The 14786-nt window shown below is 60.0% G+C and carries 15 protein-coding genes; 5 read left to right on the top strand and 10 right to left on the bottom strand.

Annotated elements, in window-relative coordinates; all coding sequences use genetic code 11:
- Positions 1-330: 330 nt before the first annotated feature.
- The 4 genes from NCN06_RS02170 to NCN06_RS02155 are packed head-to-tail and all read right to left on the bottom strand — an operon-like array spanning position 331 to position 3564.
- Positions 331-570 carry a TIGR03643 family protein gene (locus NCN06_RS02170; protein WP_226397612.1) on the bottom strand — a complete coding sequence of 80 codons (240 nt, stop codon included), beginning with the start codon at positions 568-570 and terminating at the stop codon, positions 331-333.
- Between the two features lie 36 nt (positions 571-606).
- On the bottom strand, positions 607-1533 hold the full coding sequence (locus NCN06_RS02165) for an N-acetylmuramoyl-L-alanine amidase (protein ID WP_226397611.1): 927 nt from the start codon (positions 1531-1533) through the stop codon (positions 607-609).
- Positions 1515-3212 (bottom strand): M61 family metallopeptidase, encoded by a 1698-nt coding sequence (locus NCN06_RS02160; RefSeq protein ID WP_226397610.1) that lies wholly within the window; start codon positions 3210-3212, stop codon positions 1515-1517. The genes NCN06_RS02165 and NCN06_RS02160 overlap by 19 nt, the downstream gene beginning before the upstream one ends.
- Position 3213: 1 nt before the next feature.
- Positions 3214-3564 carry a DUF1257 domain-containing protein gene (locus NCN06_RS02155; protein ID WP_226407235.1) on the bottom strand — a complete coding sequence of 117 codons (351 nt, stop codon included), beginning with the start codon at positions 3562-3564 and terminating at the stop codon, positions 3214-3216.
- A 72-nt stretch (positions 3565-3636) separates the two neighbouring features.
- Here NCN06_RS02155 and purN point away from each other — a divergent pair, with 72 nt between their 5' ends.
- On the top strand, positions 3637-4197 hold the full coding sequence (gene purN / locus NCN06_RS02150; RefSeq protein WP_250398675.1) for a phosphoribosylglycinamide formyltransferase: 561 nt from the start codon (positions 3637-3639) through the stop codon (positions 4195-4197).
- On the opposite strand, the gene argC is transcribed toward purN, so the two are convergent.
- A complete protein-coding gene (argC, locus tag NCN06_RS02145) occupies positions 4188-5261 on the bottom strand; it encodes an N-acetyl-gamma-glutamyl-phosphate reductase (RefSeq protein WP_226397766.1) in 1074 nt (357 codons plus the stop codon). The genes purN and argC overlap by 10 nt on opposite strands.
- 137 nt (positions 5262-5398) lie before the next feature.
- Between argC and ribBA the strand changes: the two genes are divergently transcribed.
- Positions 5399-6994: a bifunctional 3,4-dihydroxy-2-butanone-4-phosphate synthase/GTP cyclohydrolase II gene (gene ribBA / locus NCN06_RS02140; protein WP_350223177.1), complete on the top strand. Its 1596-nt coding sequence runs from the start codon at positions 5399-5401 to the stop codon at positions 6992-6994.
- Here ribBA and NCN06_RS02135 read toward each other — a convergent pair whose 3' ends face one another.
- Positions 6995-7438: a peptidylprolyl isomerase gene (locus NCN06_RS02135; RefSeq protein WP_250398613.1), complete on the bottom strand. Its 444-nt coding sequence runs from the start codon at positions 7436-7438 to the stop codon at positions 6995-6997. It abuts the gene before it with no gap.
- 40 nt (positions 7439-7478) lie between these two features.
- Between NCN06_RS02135 and mtnP the strand changes: the two genes are divergently transcribed.
- Positions 7479-8387, top strand: a complete 909-nt coding sequence (gene mtnP, locus NCN06_RS02130; RefSeq protein ID WP_250398612.1) for an S-methyl-5'-thioadenosine phosphorylase — start codon at positions 7479-7481, stop codon at positions 8385-8387.
- Here mtnP and murQ read toward each other — a convergent pair.
- From murQ to dnaK, 4 genes are read right to left on the bottom strand one after another with little or no spacing between them, the layout of a single operon-like run.
- A complete protein-coding gene (gene murQ, locus NCN06_RS02125; protein WP_226397605.1) occupies positions 8380-9333 on the bottom strand; it encodes an N-acetylmuramic acid 6-phosphate etherase in 954 nt (317 codons plus the stop codon). The two genes, mtnP and murQ, sit on opposite strands and share 8 nt — an antisense overlap.
- Before the next feature lie 3 nt (positions 9334-9336).
- Positions 9337-9795 (bottom strand): DUF3110 domain-containing protein, encoded by a 459-nt coding sequence (locus NCN06_RS02120; RefSeq protein WP_226397604.1) that lies wholly within the window; start codon positions 9793-9795, stop codon positions 9337-9339.
- A 42-nt stretch (positions 9796-9837) separates the two neighbouring features.
- A complete protein-coding gene (locus tag NCN06_RS02115) occupies positions 9838-10770 on the bottom strand; it encodes a DnaJ domain-containing protein (protein ID WP_250398611.1) in 933 nt (310 codons plus the stop codon).
- Entirely contained in the window at positions 10754-12745 is a 1992-nt protein-coding gene (gene dnaK, locus NCN06_RS02110) for a molecular chaperone DnaK (protein ID WP_250398610.1), read from the bottom strand. The genes NCN06_RS02115 and dnaK overlap by 17 nt, the downstream gene beginning before the upstream one ends.
- 153 nt (positions 12746-12898) lie before the next feature.
- On the opposite strand from dnaK, the gene pstC reads away from it, so the two are divergent.
- Positions 12899-13846, top strand: a complete 948-nt coding sequence (pstC, locus tag NCN06_RS02105) for a phosphate ABC transporter permease subunit PstC (RefSeq protein WP_250398609.1) — start codon at positions 12899-12901, stop codon at positions 13844-13846.
- A 1-nt stretch (position 13847) separates the two neighbouring features.
- Complete coding sequence (gene pstA, locus NCN06_RS02100) at positions 13848-14765, top strand: phosphate ABC transporter permease PstA (protein WP_250398608.1); 918 nt, start codon at positions 13848-13850, stop codon at positions 14763-14765.
- Positions 14766-14786 lie beyond the last annotated feature (21 nt).

The following is a 14786-nucleotide window of genomic DNA, read 5'->3' as shown; positions in this document are numbered from 1 at the left end:
AGTACGGCAGATCGATGAAAAAACTGTTCTTACCACTTGCTTTTGGCTTGCTTCTCCCAACAGCAGCAATCGCTCAGGTAGCCCCCGAGGTGGCTGACCAGTGCAAAGAAGCCAGGGATTTCTATGGCTGCGTGAGGGCCTTTACGATTCCTCCCCAATCCAGATCTGACCGGGTCCCTCTTGCGGGAGTGATGCGGCCGGTGGCTACAGCGCTGTTCTCAGGCCCGAACCTCCGTAACTCAGGCTCAAACTTCTCGCCGGGCGTCATCCCGGCTGACCTTGTCGAGGGGATCCTGCGAGGCGTCCTGCGGTGAAATGAGGCAGTGCTGATTACTTGTGACAACTGGCCCGAAAACGCTCTGATCGGCTGGTGGCGGCATGTTTGGTTTGGCGGCCGCTCACCCGCTTGCGCCAGAGCTTGAACGACGACGATTTCATGTGTTGCCGCATCACAGCAATCACCTGCGGCTCGGAGAGTCCGAATTGATATTCAATCGCCTCGAAGGGGGTGCGATCTTCCCAGGCCATTTCAATGACCCGATCGAGGTCCTCGCTGGGGAGTGTTGTCAACGCGGCGCTAACAGCAAGCAAGAAGCTAACGACGCTTCAGGTCACGCAGAGGTCGCCAAGAGCCGCCAGCCGCACCTGAAGTTTCGACCAGTCAAAACTGCGCGGATCACCCCGTTCTCCGCCCAGATCCACATGGCGATGGGTCGTGATCGCCGCTGGAGGGAGATTGAAAGAACGGATCCAACCCGACAACACCAAAGCCAACGCGTCGTATTGCTGGGTCGTGTAGCCGGCATGGGTGCCATTGGCGTTCGCCCCCGACGGCGGTGTTTCCAGGCTTAGGTGCAACGCGAAGTTGTTCACAGAGCCCTTGAGCTTCTTATTGGTGATCGCCCACTCACCCAGAAAAGCTGAAAAACCGGCGCCATAGGCGCGACTTAACGGGTCCACCAGATCCAGAACACGCCCGTCCTGCCCCACAAGCGTGTGATAGCTCACCTGATCCTCATCCCGCGGGTGGGGAGTCATGAAGGTGTTCAAGGCGGAACCGAGTGAATACACCGTCTCGTGCAGCACCACCACCCTGGGAGTGGCATCAATCCGACGACCGAACGCGTCTTGGTCGTAGCGCTCACCGAAATTGGAGGGATCGATCTTCACGAATGCACGCCAGGAGCTCGACCGGGCATCGAGCTGGTTCAGACGGGACCGCAGCGCGGTATCGACATCAGAGCATTGGCGAGCCAATGGAGAGCGCCACGAGCGCGACTTCGGCGGTAAAGGCACCGAGGAGGAGGGGTTCTCTTCCAATTGGCGACCGCGTTCCCTCCCCACCTGGTCGAGCAGCTCCATCAGGGACGGGCGAACCCCTGCATGAGACAGCCCACCTTGATCCACCAACACCCAGCCCACCAGGCCCAGCGCCAACGACCCTGCTGCTGCTGCAGTAATCGAGAGACCACGATGCTCCTGAACGCGACTCCGAAGACCGCTCCAATAACGACTTAAACGATCTCGAACCATCGATCCCGCAATTGCCGTTGTTCCGTTGTGCACCCAGGATCCCAATCCAACGACCAATGGTCCACACCTTTGTCAGGAAACAACTGGGTCTCCTTCAAGAGACTGCGTCGCGCGTAGGTGACGCTCACGCAGTCCTGCTGCTCCAACAGAGACGGGAGATCGCTGCCGCGACGCACCCGATAGCCATTGATCGCAAGCAACTCATCGCCCACCACAAGCCCAGCCCGTTGGCCGGGACTCTGGCGCCGCACCCGCTGAATTAAGGCGGCACCGTCTCCATCCTTGAGCGTGAGTCCATGGTCGGGATGCTTGAGCGGAACTGGATCCATCCGCAGCCCAAGAGCCTCCACGCAATCGATCAAGGGAAGAGCCTCAGGTTGATCAAGCCATTGATCCAGATCGGCCGCCAGGTCGGCATCCCATTGGGCCAAGGCGGCTTTGATGTCGTGGCGGCTGTAACCGCGAGCCTGACGGCCAAGCCTCAACCACAGTTCCCGCAGGATGGCCGCCATGGATTGACCACGCTGCCGTAGACGCACATCCAGGCAGAAGGCCACCGCGGCACCCAATCGGTAGTAGCTGATCTGGGTATCCCGCGACGCTGGCGTGGCCTTGTACAGCTTGATCCAAGCCTCACGGGCACTGGCTGCCAGCGATTGAACGGAGCAACCAGGTGACATCAACACGCTGGAGAGCTCCTCCCCCAGATCCTTGAGCAGGGTCGGTCGATCCGAACGCCCCGCCAGCAGGGGCAGGCTCAGGTCGTAGTAACTGGTGATCCCCTCGGCAAACCAAAGGCCCTCAGTGATCACCGCCTGTCCGTAGTCGTAGGGACGAAGCTCAACAGGTCGCAGCCGGCGCACGTTCCATTGGTGCAGGTATTCGTGGCCGATCAACTGCAACAGCTGCCGGTAGCCCTTGGGCTTGGCCAAGGCTGACCAACTGAACTGCAACACGGCACTGTGATCGTGCTCGAGGCCGCCATAGCCCTGGTCGAGCAGTTGAAGAACCAACTGATAGCGATCCCCAGCCGGAGGAGGAGTTCCCATCAATCGACAGGTTGCGCTGCAAACGCGCTCGATGTCGCTGAGGAAGTTCGGCGGCCAACCCATGGGCGGAGTGCCGATTAACAGCAACTCATGGCTGCAGGCCTGCACCGTGAAGGGTTCCGCCTGAAAGGGACCGGCATGGAGCGGGCTGTCGACGAGGGCATCGAAATCCGCAGCGATCCACCCCTCAGGACTGGTTTCAAGCGGCAGATGCACACTCCAGTGCTCCGGAGCCTTCACCGCAACGCGGTGGGGCGACCAGCGGAAGCCATCGATATCCATCGCCACAGCGGCGAGGCAGAGCGAGGCAAAATCAGGGTCCAGCAACCCAGTGCGGACGGTCAGATCCCATGCTTCAAGCTGATAGTTGAGCGTGAGCGGGCTCAGATCAGGAAGATCACACAGCCACTGGTGGGGTGCCAAACGACGCACCGCGAGCTCTTCGCTGTTGGCGAGCAGCTCCAGGCTGTGGAGGTGCTGAGCGTGATCGCGCACCGTGTAGGACCCCGGGGTCCACACCGGCAGCTGAAAGGTCTGGCGCCTCGTCTGGGGTGTCCATTGGATGGACACACCGATGGTCTGCGTTTCGGGATGGCTCAGATCGAGCCTGATCTGAACCGGATCTGGCACGTCAGAGGGACTGCACGATCAGGTCGGCCGATCCCATCGCACCGAAACGCACCTGGTCCATGGCATGAAGCAGGGCATAGCGACGCGTCACCCGCTGCAACCGCTGTTCAAGCCCAGGCTGGCGGCTGATCCGTTGAATGTCGCCATGCATCACGATCGTGCCGTCCTCACGCTGGGTCCAGCCGAGGGGCATGGCATCTCCATGAACAGCAAGCACATCAACGGTGTGGGAATCGTCAGCAAAACCCTGCAATTCGGTCGTTCGCTCAACACTGAAGCCCTCATCACGCAGGGCCCGCACAAGTCGCTCGAGATCGGTAAAGACAGTCGGCAGGATGGAGAGATGGGACATGGACCGGACCCCGCTTTGACTGACCCTAGCCACAACATTCGAGCTGACCAGGCCCCCTTGCAGCTGGGGGTGATGGCATCCGGAAACGGCAGCAACTTCGAGGCCTTGGCCCAAGCAATCCAGGCGGGGAAAGTCAATGCACGAATTCAACGGCTCGTGGTTAACAATCCAGGCTGTGGAGCACAGCAACGCGCCGAACGTCTCGGGGTTCCTGTGTCGGTGCTCGACCATCGTCTGCTCAAGAACCGACGCGAGCTGGACGCCGAACTGGTGCGCCTGTTCCGCGCCGACCAGGTGGAGCTGGTGGTGATGGCGGGTTGGATGCGGATCGTCACCGATGTCTTAATCAGCGGATTTTCAGAACGCTTGATCAACATCCACCCATCGCTGCTGCCCAGCTTCCGCGGCATGGACGCGGTGGGTCAGGCCTTAGAAGCCGGAGTGAAGCTCACCGGCTGCACGGTTCACATCGTCACCGAGGAGCTGGATGCCGGCCCGATCTTGGCCCAGGCCGCCGTCCCCGTTCTCGATGGTGATGACCACGCCACGCTTGCCAAACGGATCCAAGAACAGGAACACCTGCTCTTGCCGGCTGCCCTCGCTGGCCTGAAGCCAACCTGGCGTCAGGGATAGAACGATTGCAGAGGCAGACCCGTCTCAGGCGCGAGGCCGGCCATGAGGTTCAGGCATTGCACGCCCTGCCCCGCCTGGCCCTTGATCAGGTTGTCGATCGCACTCATCAACACCAACTGGCCCGTGCGGGTGTCCACCTGAACTGACAGCAGGGCGCGATTCGTGTGCCGCGCCCATTTGGTAGCGGGGTAGGTGCCCACTGGGAGCACCTCAACGCAGGGATGGTGCCTGTAGATGGCGTCCAGAACGGTGGTGCAATCCTCAGCGGTGAGGCCGGGGTCGCGCAGTCGGGCATACACCGTTGAAAGCAGACCTCGAACCATCGGCACGAGGTGCGGCGTGAACTGAAGACGCACCTCCTGCCCAGCCACCTCCGTCGCCATCTGTTCGATCTCTGAGGTGTGGCGATGACCGATCACGCCGTAGGGCGCAATGGATTCCGAGGCTTCCGCCAGCAACATCGCTTCCTTTGGCACCCGTCCACCACCGGAGGTGCCGGTCTTGGCATCAATCACGATGCCGTTCGTCTCAATCAGACCTTGCTTGAGAAAAGGGAGCAGGGGCAGCAAACTCGCGGTGGGGAAACATCCGGGAGCCGCCACCAACTTCGCCTCGGCGATCGCAGGGCCGTTCCATTCAGGCAGGCCATAGACAGCATTGCTGCAGAGCTCGGCATCCTTTCGATTGAGAGACCCGGCCTCCTTGGCATACACCTGAAGCCACTGGTCGAGGGAGCGGTAGCGGAAGTCGGCGGAAAGATCCACAACCCGCACACCACGCTCCAACAGTTGTGGCGCCAATTGGCATGCCAGGCCGTTGGGAAGACTCAGAACGGCGAAGTCGGAGCAGGCCGCAATCCGGTCGGGGTCTGCCGATTCCACCATCGGGTCATCCGGCAGGGGCAGGAAGGCACAAACAGAACTCCAGCGTTGGCCGGCACTGCGTTCACCGCCGAGAAAACTGACGGAAAGACCCGGGTGTCCCTGCAGCAGGCGGATGGTCTGAAGGCCGCCATAGCCGGAGGCGCCAATGACAGCAACCCGTCCGCCCTTCAACGTTGCCATCGCTTCAACCGCCGACGCTTTGTTGCCTGCCATTGAATCAACCAACCAACGGCTGATCGTACAGAGATCAATAATGAGGTCATCAACCGGCGACCAGGCTCCTGAACCCCAGTTCCCTTGACCCCGCGAACGATCCCATCGCGTTTGATGCCATCAGCGATGCCCTCGCGGCGATCCGAAATGGTGAGTGCATTGTCGTGGTGGACGACGAACAGCGGGAGAACGAAGGTGATTTGATCTGCGCTGCCCAGTTCGCAACTCCAGAAGCGATCAACTTCATGGCCACCGAGGCGCGGGGCCTGATCTGTCTCGCCATGGAGGGACAACGGCTGGATGAACTCGATCTGCCGCTGATGGTGGATCGCAACACCGACGCCAACGAAACGGCCTTCACGGTGAGCATCGATGCCGGAATTGAGCATGGGGTGACCACTGGAATCTCCGCCGAAGACCGCGCCGCCACAATTCAGGTGGCGCTTAATCCGGCCACGCGGCCGGCTGAACTGCGCAGACCCGGGCACATCTTTCCCTTACGCGCCCGCCCTGGTGGCGTACTGAAGCGCGCTGGCCACACTGAAGCCGCCGTCGATCTGTCACAGCTGGCAGGCCTCAGCCCTGCGGGGGTGATCTGCGAAATCCAAAACAGCGATGGCTCGATGGCCCGGCTGCCGGAGCTGCGCAGCTACGCCGATCGGTGGGGACTGAAGCTGATCAGCATTGCGGATCTGATCCGTTACCGGCTGGAGAACGAGCGGTTTGTCCGCCGACTGGCCCAGGCACAGATGCCGAGCCGTTTCGGGACCTTCCAGGCGGTGGGTTATCGCAACGAACTGGATGGTTCCGAGCATGTTGCTCTGATCAAGGGCGAGCCGAATGCCCTGCATGAGCCCGTACTGGTGCGCATGCATTCCGAATGCCTCACCGGTGATGCCTTTGGCTCGCTGCGTTGTGACTGCCGGCCCCAGCTGGAGGCGGCATTGCGCCAGATCGAAGCGGAAGGGGAGGGTGTAGTCGTCTACCTGCGGCAGGAAGGTCGTGGCATCGGCCTGATTAACAAACTGAAGGCCTACAGCCTTCAGGAAGCAGGTTTAGACACCGTTGAAGCCAATGAACGCCTCGGCTTCCCAGCGGATCTCCGCAACTACGGCGTCGGCGCCCAGATTCTCTCTGACCTGGGCATCCATCGGCTGCGCCTGCTCACAAACAACCCGCGCAAGATTGCCGGACTTGGTGGCTATGGCCTTCAGGTGGAAGAGCGGGTGCCGCTGGTGATGGACCCAGGCATTCATAACGCCGACTACCTAGCGGCCAAGCGGGAGAAGCTCGGACATCTCTTCGAATCTGAGAGTCCTTGTGTGGTTCTGGCGCTGGCGGTGAACGTTGGCCCGGAAAGCTGGCCCACCATTCGCTTGGAAGTGGAGGGAATCGCGCATCGCCATGGCTTCAACCTCGAGGCCCTGCATGAGCCACGTCTGTTGGCGCTCTGGGACCGTCCGCAATTCGTCTGGAAACTGTCCCCAGATGGTGGAGATGCCAGCCCCCTGCTGCAAAGCCTGGCGGCCCTGGCGGCTACCGAACGGGTGGGACTTATGCGGGTTCCAACCGAGCGGATGGCACTCCACCCGCCCCAGAATCTTGAGCGGGTGGAGCATCAGCTCAATGAGCTGATCGACATGAGCAGTGACGGACTGATCGAAAACGGCCCGTCACTCCTGCACTGGACGCGGCGCTGATCAGCCCTCCTGGATCGTCACTTTGTTGATCTTGGAGCCGTTGGAGAGCTTCAACACCACATCCATGTTGCCGGTGTGGCCAAACACCGTATGGACACCGTCGAGGTGGGACTGGGCCTCATGGCAGATGTAGAACTGCGAACCACCAGTGTTGCGGCCGGCATGGGCCATGGCGAGGGTTCCGGCCTGGTGCTTCTGCGGGTTGATCTCGCAATCGATTTGGTAACCGGGACCTCCGGTTCCAGCCATGCCGCGGGCGCCCTCACGGCTGTTGGGGCATCCTCCCTGGGCCATAAAACCCGGGATCACCCGGTGAAAGGCCAGGCCGTCGTAAAAGCCGTCTTTCACCAGCTTCACGAAGTTGGAGACAGTGTTCGGGGCATCGGCATCAAATAGCTCGAGCTCGATCAGGCCTGCTTCGGTGTCCATCAAGGCCTTAGTCATGATCGCGCGAGCAAAACTGGAGTGTAGTGAGAGTAGTGGCATGGCAGATCTCGAGGGAGCCCGGGTTGGCGTCATCGGCGGTAGCGGCCTGTATTCGATTCCCGGCTTAAGCCAGGTGGAAGAACGTGCGATACCAACACCGTTCGGGGCGCCATCCGATCAACTGCGATTGGGAGAGCTTGAGGGGGTCGAGACCGTCTTCCTGGCCCGCCATGGCCGGCATCACCAGCTGCTGCCCAGTGAAGTGCCCTACCGGGCCAACATCTGGGCGATGCGTTCGCTGGGGGTGCGCTGGTTGATCTCCCTCTCCGCGGTTGGATCGCTCCAGGGCCATTTGCATCCGCGGGACATGGTCGTACCGGATCAGTTCATTGACCGCACGCGTCAAAGGCCATCCAGTTTTTTCGGGAACGGCTGTGTGGCTCACGTCAGCCTTGCCGAACCTTTCTGCCCGCAGTTAAGTGCCCTACTGGCCGATGCCGCCGAGAAGGGCTTGCCGAAAGGTCAAAAGCTGCATCGCGGAGGAACGTATCTCTGCATGGAGGGCCCAGCCTTTTCCACCCAAGCCGAAAGCAAGCTCTACCGCTCCTGGGGTTGTTCAGTCATCGGGATGACCAATCACACCGAGGCCCGCCTGGCCCGGGAAGCCGAATTGGCCTATGCCTCCCTGAGCATGGTCACCGACTTTGACTGCTGGCATGAAGACCATGACGCGGTCTCTGTGGAGATGGTGATTAGCAACCTGCAGGCCAATGCCTCGGCCACCGAACCGATCCTGAGCGGTTTGATGCAGCAGCTGAAGCAAAAGCCTCCTGCTTCGACGGCCCACACAGCCCTCGCCAATGCCTTGATCACGCCCAAGGACCAGGTGCCTGCCGAGACCCGATCAAAGCTCGATCTGTTCACCTCTGCTTACTGGGGATCGTTCGATCAGGCCTCCATCAGCTGAGGTCCGTCAGCTGAGCTCCGCAGGAGGCCAGTGCCGAGCGAAGCTGCTGGTCATGCTGCTGAAGCAGCGCACATGCCTGGTCGACAGACAAGTCAGCAGCAGCCATCAACAAAGCGAGTTTGACCGATCCGCCGGCGTCCTCCAGCAGCGTCAGTCCACGCTCCCGCTCGACACCGGCCAGATCCCTCAGGATCCGCAGCGATCGGTCCACCAACTTGCTGTTGCTTGCGGCTACATCCACCATCCGATTCCCATAGACCTTGCCGAGCTTCACCATCACCGCGGTCGACAGCGTGTTTAAGGCAAGTTTTGTGGCCGTGCCGGCCTTCATCCGCGTGGATCCAGTCAGCAGCTCAGGGCCGGTGAGCAGACGAATGTCGATATCGCAGGGAAGGGGAGCCTGCTCCGTCGGAACACAGGCCATGGCAATCGCCAGAGCACCAATGCTTGTCGCAAACGCCAGGCCGCCGCGAACGTATGGCGTGGTGCCACCTGCGGCGATCCCCACAAGACAGTCCTTGGAGCAAAAGCCCCGCTCCTCCAGGTCAGCCCGACCGGCAGCCTCAACATCCTCGAGCCCTTCGGAACTGCGCAACAGCGCTGCTGAACCACCAGCGAGAACCCCCTGCACCTGCTCGGGATCACTGCAAAAAGTGGGTGGACACTCCGCGGCATCCAAGACCCCCAGCCGGCCTGAGGTGCCAGCACCGAGATAGAAGAGACGACCGCCGGCACGAAGTCGCTCAGAAACGGCATCAACGGCCTGAGCAAGGTCAGGAGCGGCCGCGGCGACAGCCTCTTGGGGACGCCGATCCTCGTCCGCAAACAGGGCGACGAGATCGAGGGTCTCGAGTTGATCCAAGCGTGAACTGCGCTGATTGCTCTGCTCGGTCAGCAGATGGCCGCGGTCGCTGGAGGGCTGGAGATCAGGGTCAAACAGAGCCATGGTTCAGAGCAGCCCCTCCAACCGCCGACGCAGTTCATCGAGTTCAGGATTTGACTCGGGCTCGGTCTCCAGTCCCTGGCGCGCAGGTTCAGCGGCGTGTTGTTCAGGGTTGGCGTTGTCAGGGATTGGGTTATCAGGGTTGGTGTCGTCCTTCCAGCTGCTCACATCGCGGTTGCTCTGCGGCGGCGCCATGAACAGGCGCTCCTCGTCATTGCTTGGCACAAAACCCGACTCGATCACGCGGGCCTCATAGCCGGCCTCACGACAAAACAAATCCACGTCTTCTCGGTCCAGGGCCTCCACCGTCGGAATCGGAAAGTCCTGCGCCTCCAGAAGACCGGCATAACGCTCGGCATCGTCGGGGTTCTCAAACAGAAGAACCACAGTGCGTCCGGCAATTTCAAGCGAATGGATGCCTTCACTATCCGTACCGGCATCAAAGAGCAGGACGTGGACGCGCATCGAGAAAACGTCAGATCAATCGGACCGGAGTCTCACCCATCGTCATCCAACCTGCTCGGATTCGCTCGCCAGTTCCTGAAGGCGGCGATAAAGAGCCCGTTCCGCATCGCCCAGATCTGAAGGAATCACCACAACAATCTCCACCAGTTGGTCCCCCCGTTCGTTCTCCAGCTGCAGCCCACGACCACGAAGTCGCAACAAGCGTCCGCTCGATGAACCGGGAGGAACTTGCAGCGTCACGGGCCCATCCAGCGTGGGCACATCCACAGCGCAGCCAAGAGCCGCATCTGGGGGAAACAACAGCAGCTTGTAGAGCACGCGAAGACCATCGATCCGAAGCCCTTCATCGGTCACAACCCGGAGCTGCAGGAAATGATCACGCCCCCCCGGGGCGACGCCCTCAAGCCGAAGTCGCCAGCCATCACCAGCGAAGGGAGGAGTGTTCAACTCGATCACCGTGCCGTCGTCGAGCGTCAGTTCCACCTGGGTGCCCTGCAGAGCCTGATCAGCGGTGAGATGAACGACCGATTCGAGATCCTCCACAGCACGCACGGGCGGCGGTGGCGGCGGTGCCGACACCGGAGGTTCAGTTCTTCTGGTTTCACTTCTGACGTCATCACCCCGGAAGGGTGGATCCGGCTCCATGTCGGACTCAGCCGTTGATCGCCCTGCCCCCCCGCCAAAAATCACGTCGAGATAGTCCTCGAAATCGGGGAACCCGTGAGCGAAGGGATCGGCAACACCCGCACCTGTACCACCGCCCCGTTGCCAAGCATCGCGGCGGCGGGGATCACTGAGCACCGCGTAGGCCTCATTGACCAGCTTGAAGCGATCCTCTGCAACGGGATCATTGCTGTTCAGATCCGGATGCCAACGGCGCGCCTCGCGGCGAAAGGCACGTTTCAGCTGCTGATCCGTGCAGTCGGGATCAACCCCCAGCAGAGACCAATAATCAGGATCAGCGGTAGATGTCATCGTCCCAAGGTGCAGAGTCACGACGGCTCAGGCCTCGACCGCGTTCACCCGGACGACTGGGGGGACCCCAGGGGTCGTCATCCCAATCATCGGCAAACAACTCATCCTTGAGGGAACCGAGGGTGTTGCGAATCCCCTGAAGCGGACTGCCATCGCCCTGACGTTCCGCCGAAAGACGACGGTTCAGACCGAAGAGAGCCTCCTCAAGACCGCTTACACACAGATCCAGCTCCTGGAGGTCGTCGTTGGCGAGGCAGTCCTGCACATCGCGTATGGCCATTTCAACAGCCCGTTGCTGCCGTTCAGCGCCGTAGGGCCCCAGCTCCAGCGAAGCGTCCCGCAGACGCCGTTCTGCCTGAGCAAGCAACGTTTGGGCACGGTTGCGACGCTCGATTTGATTGCGTTTGCGCCGATCCTCATCGGCCCGTGCCTCCGCTTCCGCCAACAGAGCGGTCACATCCTCCTCGTTGAGATTCGAACCGCCCTGAATCGAAACCGACTGCTTGCGACCCGTGGTGCGGTCGGTGGCACTGACCTGAAGCAGACCATTGGCATCAATATCGAACGCCACTTGCACCTGAGGCACACCCCTCGGAGCCGGTGGAATGCCGGAGAGGCGGAAACGACCAAGAGATTTGTTGTCCGATGCCATCTGGCGCTCCCCTTGCCAGACATGGATTTCAACGGACGACTGATTGGCTTCCGAAGTGCTGAACACATCGGACTGGCGCACCGGGATCGGAGTGTTGCGAGGGATCAGCACCTTCATCAGTCCGCCAATCGTCTCCAGTCCGAGCGAGAGAGGTGTGACGTCATTCAGCAACAGGTCCCTGAGTTCCCCTGTGAGGATCCCCGCCTGAACGGCAGCACCGATCGCCACCACCTCATCGGGATTCACCGATTGGCAGGGATCGATGGGCACAAGGGTGCGAACCAATTGCTGCACCATGGGCATCCGGGTGGCGCCCCCCACCAGCACAACGTCATCAATGTCGTTTGCAGACCAACCCGAGTCGCGCAGTGCCGCTTGGACCGGACTCAGCAAACGGTCGAGAAGATCCGGGCAGAGACCCTCGAACATGGCACGGTCCAGACGAGTTTCAATGTGCAGCGGACCATCACTGCCGGTAGCAATGAACGGCAGCGAAATCGGGGTGCTCAGCACACCGGAGAGTTCCTGCTTCGCTTTTTCAGCAGCCTCCGTCAATCGCTGAAGGGCCTGACGATCCCGCCGCAGATCAACGCCATGCTCCTCAGCAAACGCATCGGCCAGCCAGTTGACGATGCGTTGATCAAAATCGTTGCCACCGAGCTGGGTGTCTCCGTTCGTCGCCTTGACGTCAAAGACGCCATTGGCGATGCGCAGCAGCGACACGTCAAATGTGCCTCCACCCAGGTCAAACACGAGCACCCGTTTGACCGCACTGCGATCAAATCCGTAAGCAAGAGCAGCGGCGGTGGGCTCATTAAGAATGCGTTCCACTGAAATGCCCGCCAACCGTCCGGCATCACGGGTGGCCTGACGCTGCGCATCATTGAAATAGGCCGGAACAGTCACAACAGCCGCTTCAACCGGCTCGCCTAGGTAAGTCGATGCATCGTCGACCAGTTTGCGGATGATGCTGGCGACAATTTCTTCGGGCGCATACTCGCGCTCCGTCACCGGGCAGGGGACGCGAACCTGACCCTGGTCGTTGGCACGAACTGTGTAGGGCACGGACAGGCTGCTGTCCTCCAACTCGTCCCAGTCACGACCAACAAACCGCTTCAAATTAGAAAAGGTGTTTCGGGGGCTGAGCACGAGTTGGCGTCGGGCCAGCTGCCCCACCAGCAGCTCCTGATCCTTGGTGTAACCCACTACGGATGGGGTGGTTCGTCCGCCCTCGGCATTGGCAATCACATGGGGACGACCCGCCTCCAGCACAGCGACAACCGAATTGGTGGTCCCCAGATCGATGCCGACGATCCGCCCCATATCCCTTAAAGCTTGATCTCCACGCTAACGGCAGCTTCCAACCTGCTCCAGCCCCAGTCGCGATAAATGGCAGAACAGAGCCCATCGCTTAAGGCGTTCTTAATCATGTCAAGAGGATCGGGACATACGTTGTACTGGCGCGCCTTTGGGTAAATGTCCGACCCGGACAAGCGATACCTGTTCCGAAGACGTCCACCGTTCGAAAAATTGGTGGACGTCAGTTTCAAGAATCTGGCCATTGCCATGGCCTCGGTGGTGGCGATCGTTCTTTTCTCCATCCTGATCGTCGTCTTCCAAGGAAGCTTGGAATCCATGGCCCGCTACGGCTGGCAATTTCTGATCACCTCGGATTGGAACCCTGTGGATGACGAGTACGGCGCCGGTGCAGCCATCTACGGCACCCTGATTACATCACTGCTGGCCTTGATGATCGCTGTGCCCTTGGGGGTTGGAACAGCCATCTTCATCACCGAAAACATCATCCCCAGCCGGATTCGCAGTGTGATCGGCCTGATGGTTGAACTTCTCGCCGCAATCCCATCCGTGGTACTCGGCCTGTGGGCCATCTTTGTGTTGGAACCATTCATCCGTCCGGGGCTTGAGCTTCTCTATGAGCTCTTCAATTGGTTCCCCCTCTTCAGCACACCGCCGATGGGTCCAGGCACCATCCCAGCAGTGTTGATCCTGGTTGTGATGATCCTTCCGATCATCACGGCTATTTCCCGTGATTGTCTGAATCAGGTACCGACACAACTCCGACAAGCGGCCTATGGCGTGGGGACAACACGTTGGGGAGCGATCATCAATGTGATTCTTCCGGCAGCGATTTCTGGAATCATTGGTGGCGTGATGCTGGCACTGGGCCGAGCCATGGGCGAGACCATGGCCGTCACGATGATCATCGGCAATTCCAACAATTTCAGCCTTTCGCTCTTGGCACCGGGCAACACCATCGCAGCGATGCTTGCTAACCAGTTTGGTGAAGCGGATGGTTCCCAAGTGTCATCGCTGATGTATGCAGCATTTGTGCTGATCATCCTGACGTTGTGCGTGAATATTTTTGCCCAGTGGATTGTGAAGCGCTTGAGCCTGAAGTACTGACATGACACAAACTCTCACCCACACCCGATCCGACTCAGCTCCTGATCTGAGCTACAAGCCGTTTCTGCGCAGAAATATCCGCAGCGGCCTTCTCTCCTTCTTGGCGGGATTATTTGCGGTTATCGCTGTTCTGCCCCTTGTCCTGGTTTTGGGCTACGTGCTTGTGCAAGGGGGCAGCAAGATCAGTCTGGCCCTGCTGACGGAACTTCCACCACCACCGGGACTGGAGGAAGGTGGTATCGCTAACGCGATTATTGGAACCCTCGTCGTAACAGGCATCGCTGGATTGATTGCCATTCCAGTGGGCGTCGGAGGTGGGATCTTCCTTGCCGAATACTCCCGTTCAGGATGGTTCGCTCAGTTCATTCGATTCGGCACCAATGTGTTGGCTGGTGTGCCATCGATCATTGCTGGCGTGTTCATCTACGGAACCATCGTCACCAGCCGAATTCTCTTCGGGAACGCCTACAGCGCCGTTGCGGGGGGCATGGCCCTGGCTGTGTTGATGCTCCCCACGGTTATTAAAACGACCGACGAAGGTCTGAAGCTGGTTCCTGATGACCTGCGTCGTGGTGCTTTGGGAGTGGGGGCATCCAGATTTGTCACTGTTGTGCGAATCACACTCCCTGCCGCCTTAACCCCGATCGCGACAGGGGTGGTTCTTGGAATCGCAAGAGCTGCAGGGGAAACGGCTCCTTTGATCTTCACGGCACTCTTCTCACCGTTCTGGTCAGATGTGCTCACACCCGAGGGCATCTTCGCTCCCATCGCAACCCTCTCCGTGATGATCTACAACTTTGCGATCATGCCCTATGAGTTTCACAACGAATTGGCCTGGGCCGCATCGTTCGTACTGGTGATGATGATTTTGACGCTCAATCTTTTATCTCGATGGCTGGCACGATTTGCAGCCAAATAAACCAATTTTCCACTTAAATCA

Source organism: Synechococcus sp. MU1648, assembly GCF_023630615.1.
Lineage (GTDB): Bacteria > Cyanobacteriota > Cyanobacteriia > PCC-6307 > Cyanobiaceae > Parasynechococcus.
This window is presented reverse-complemented; position numbering and strand designations above follow the sequence as displayed.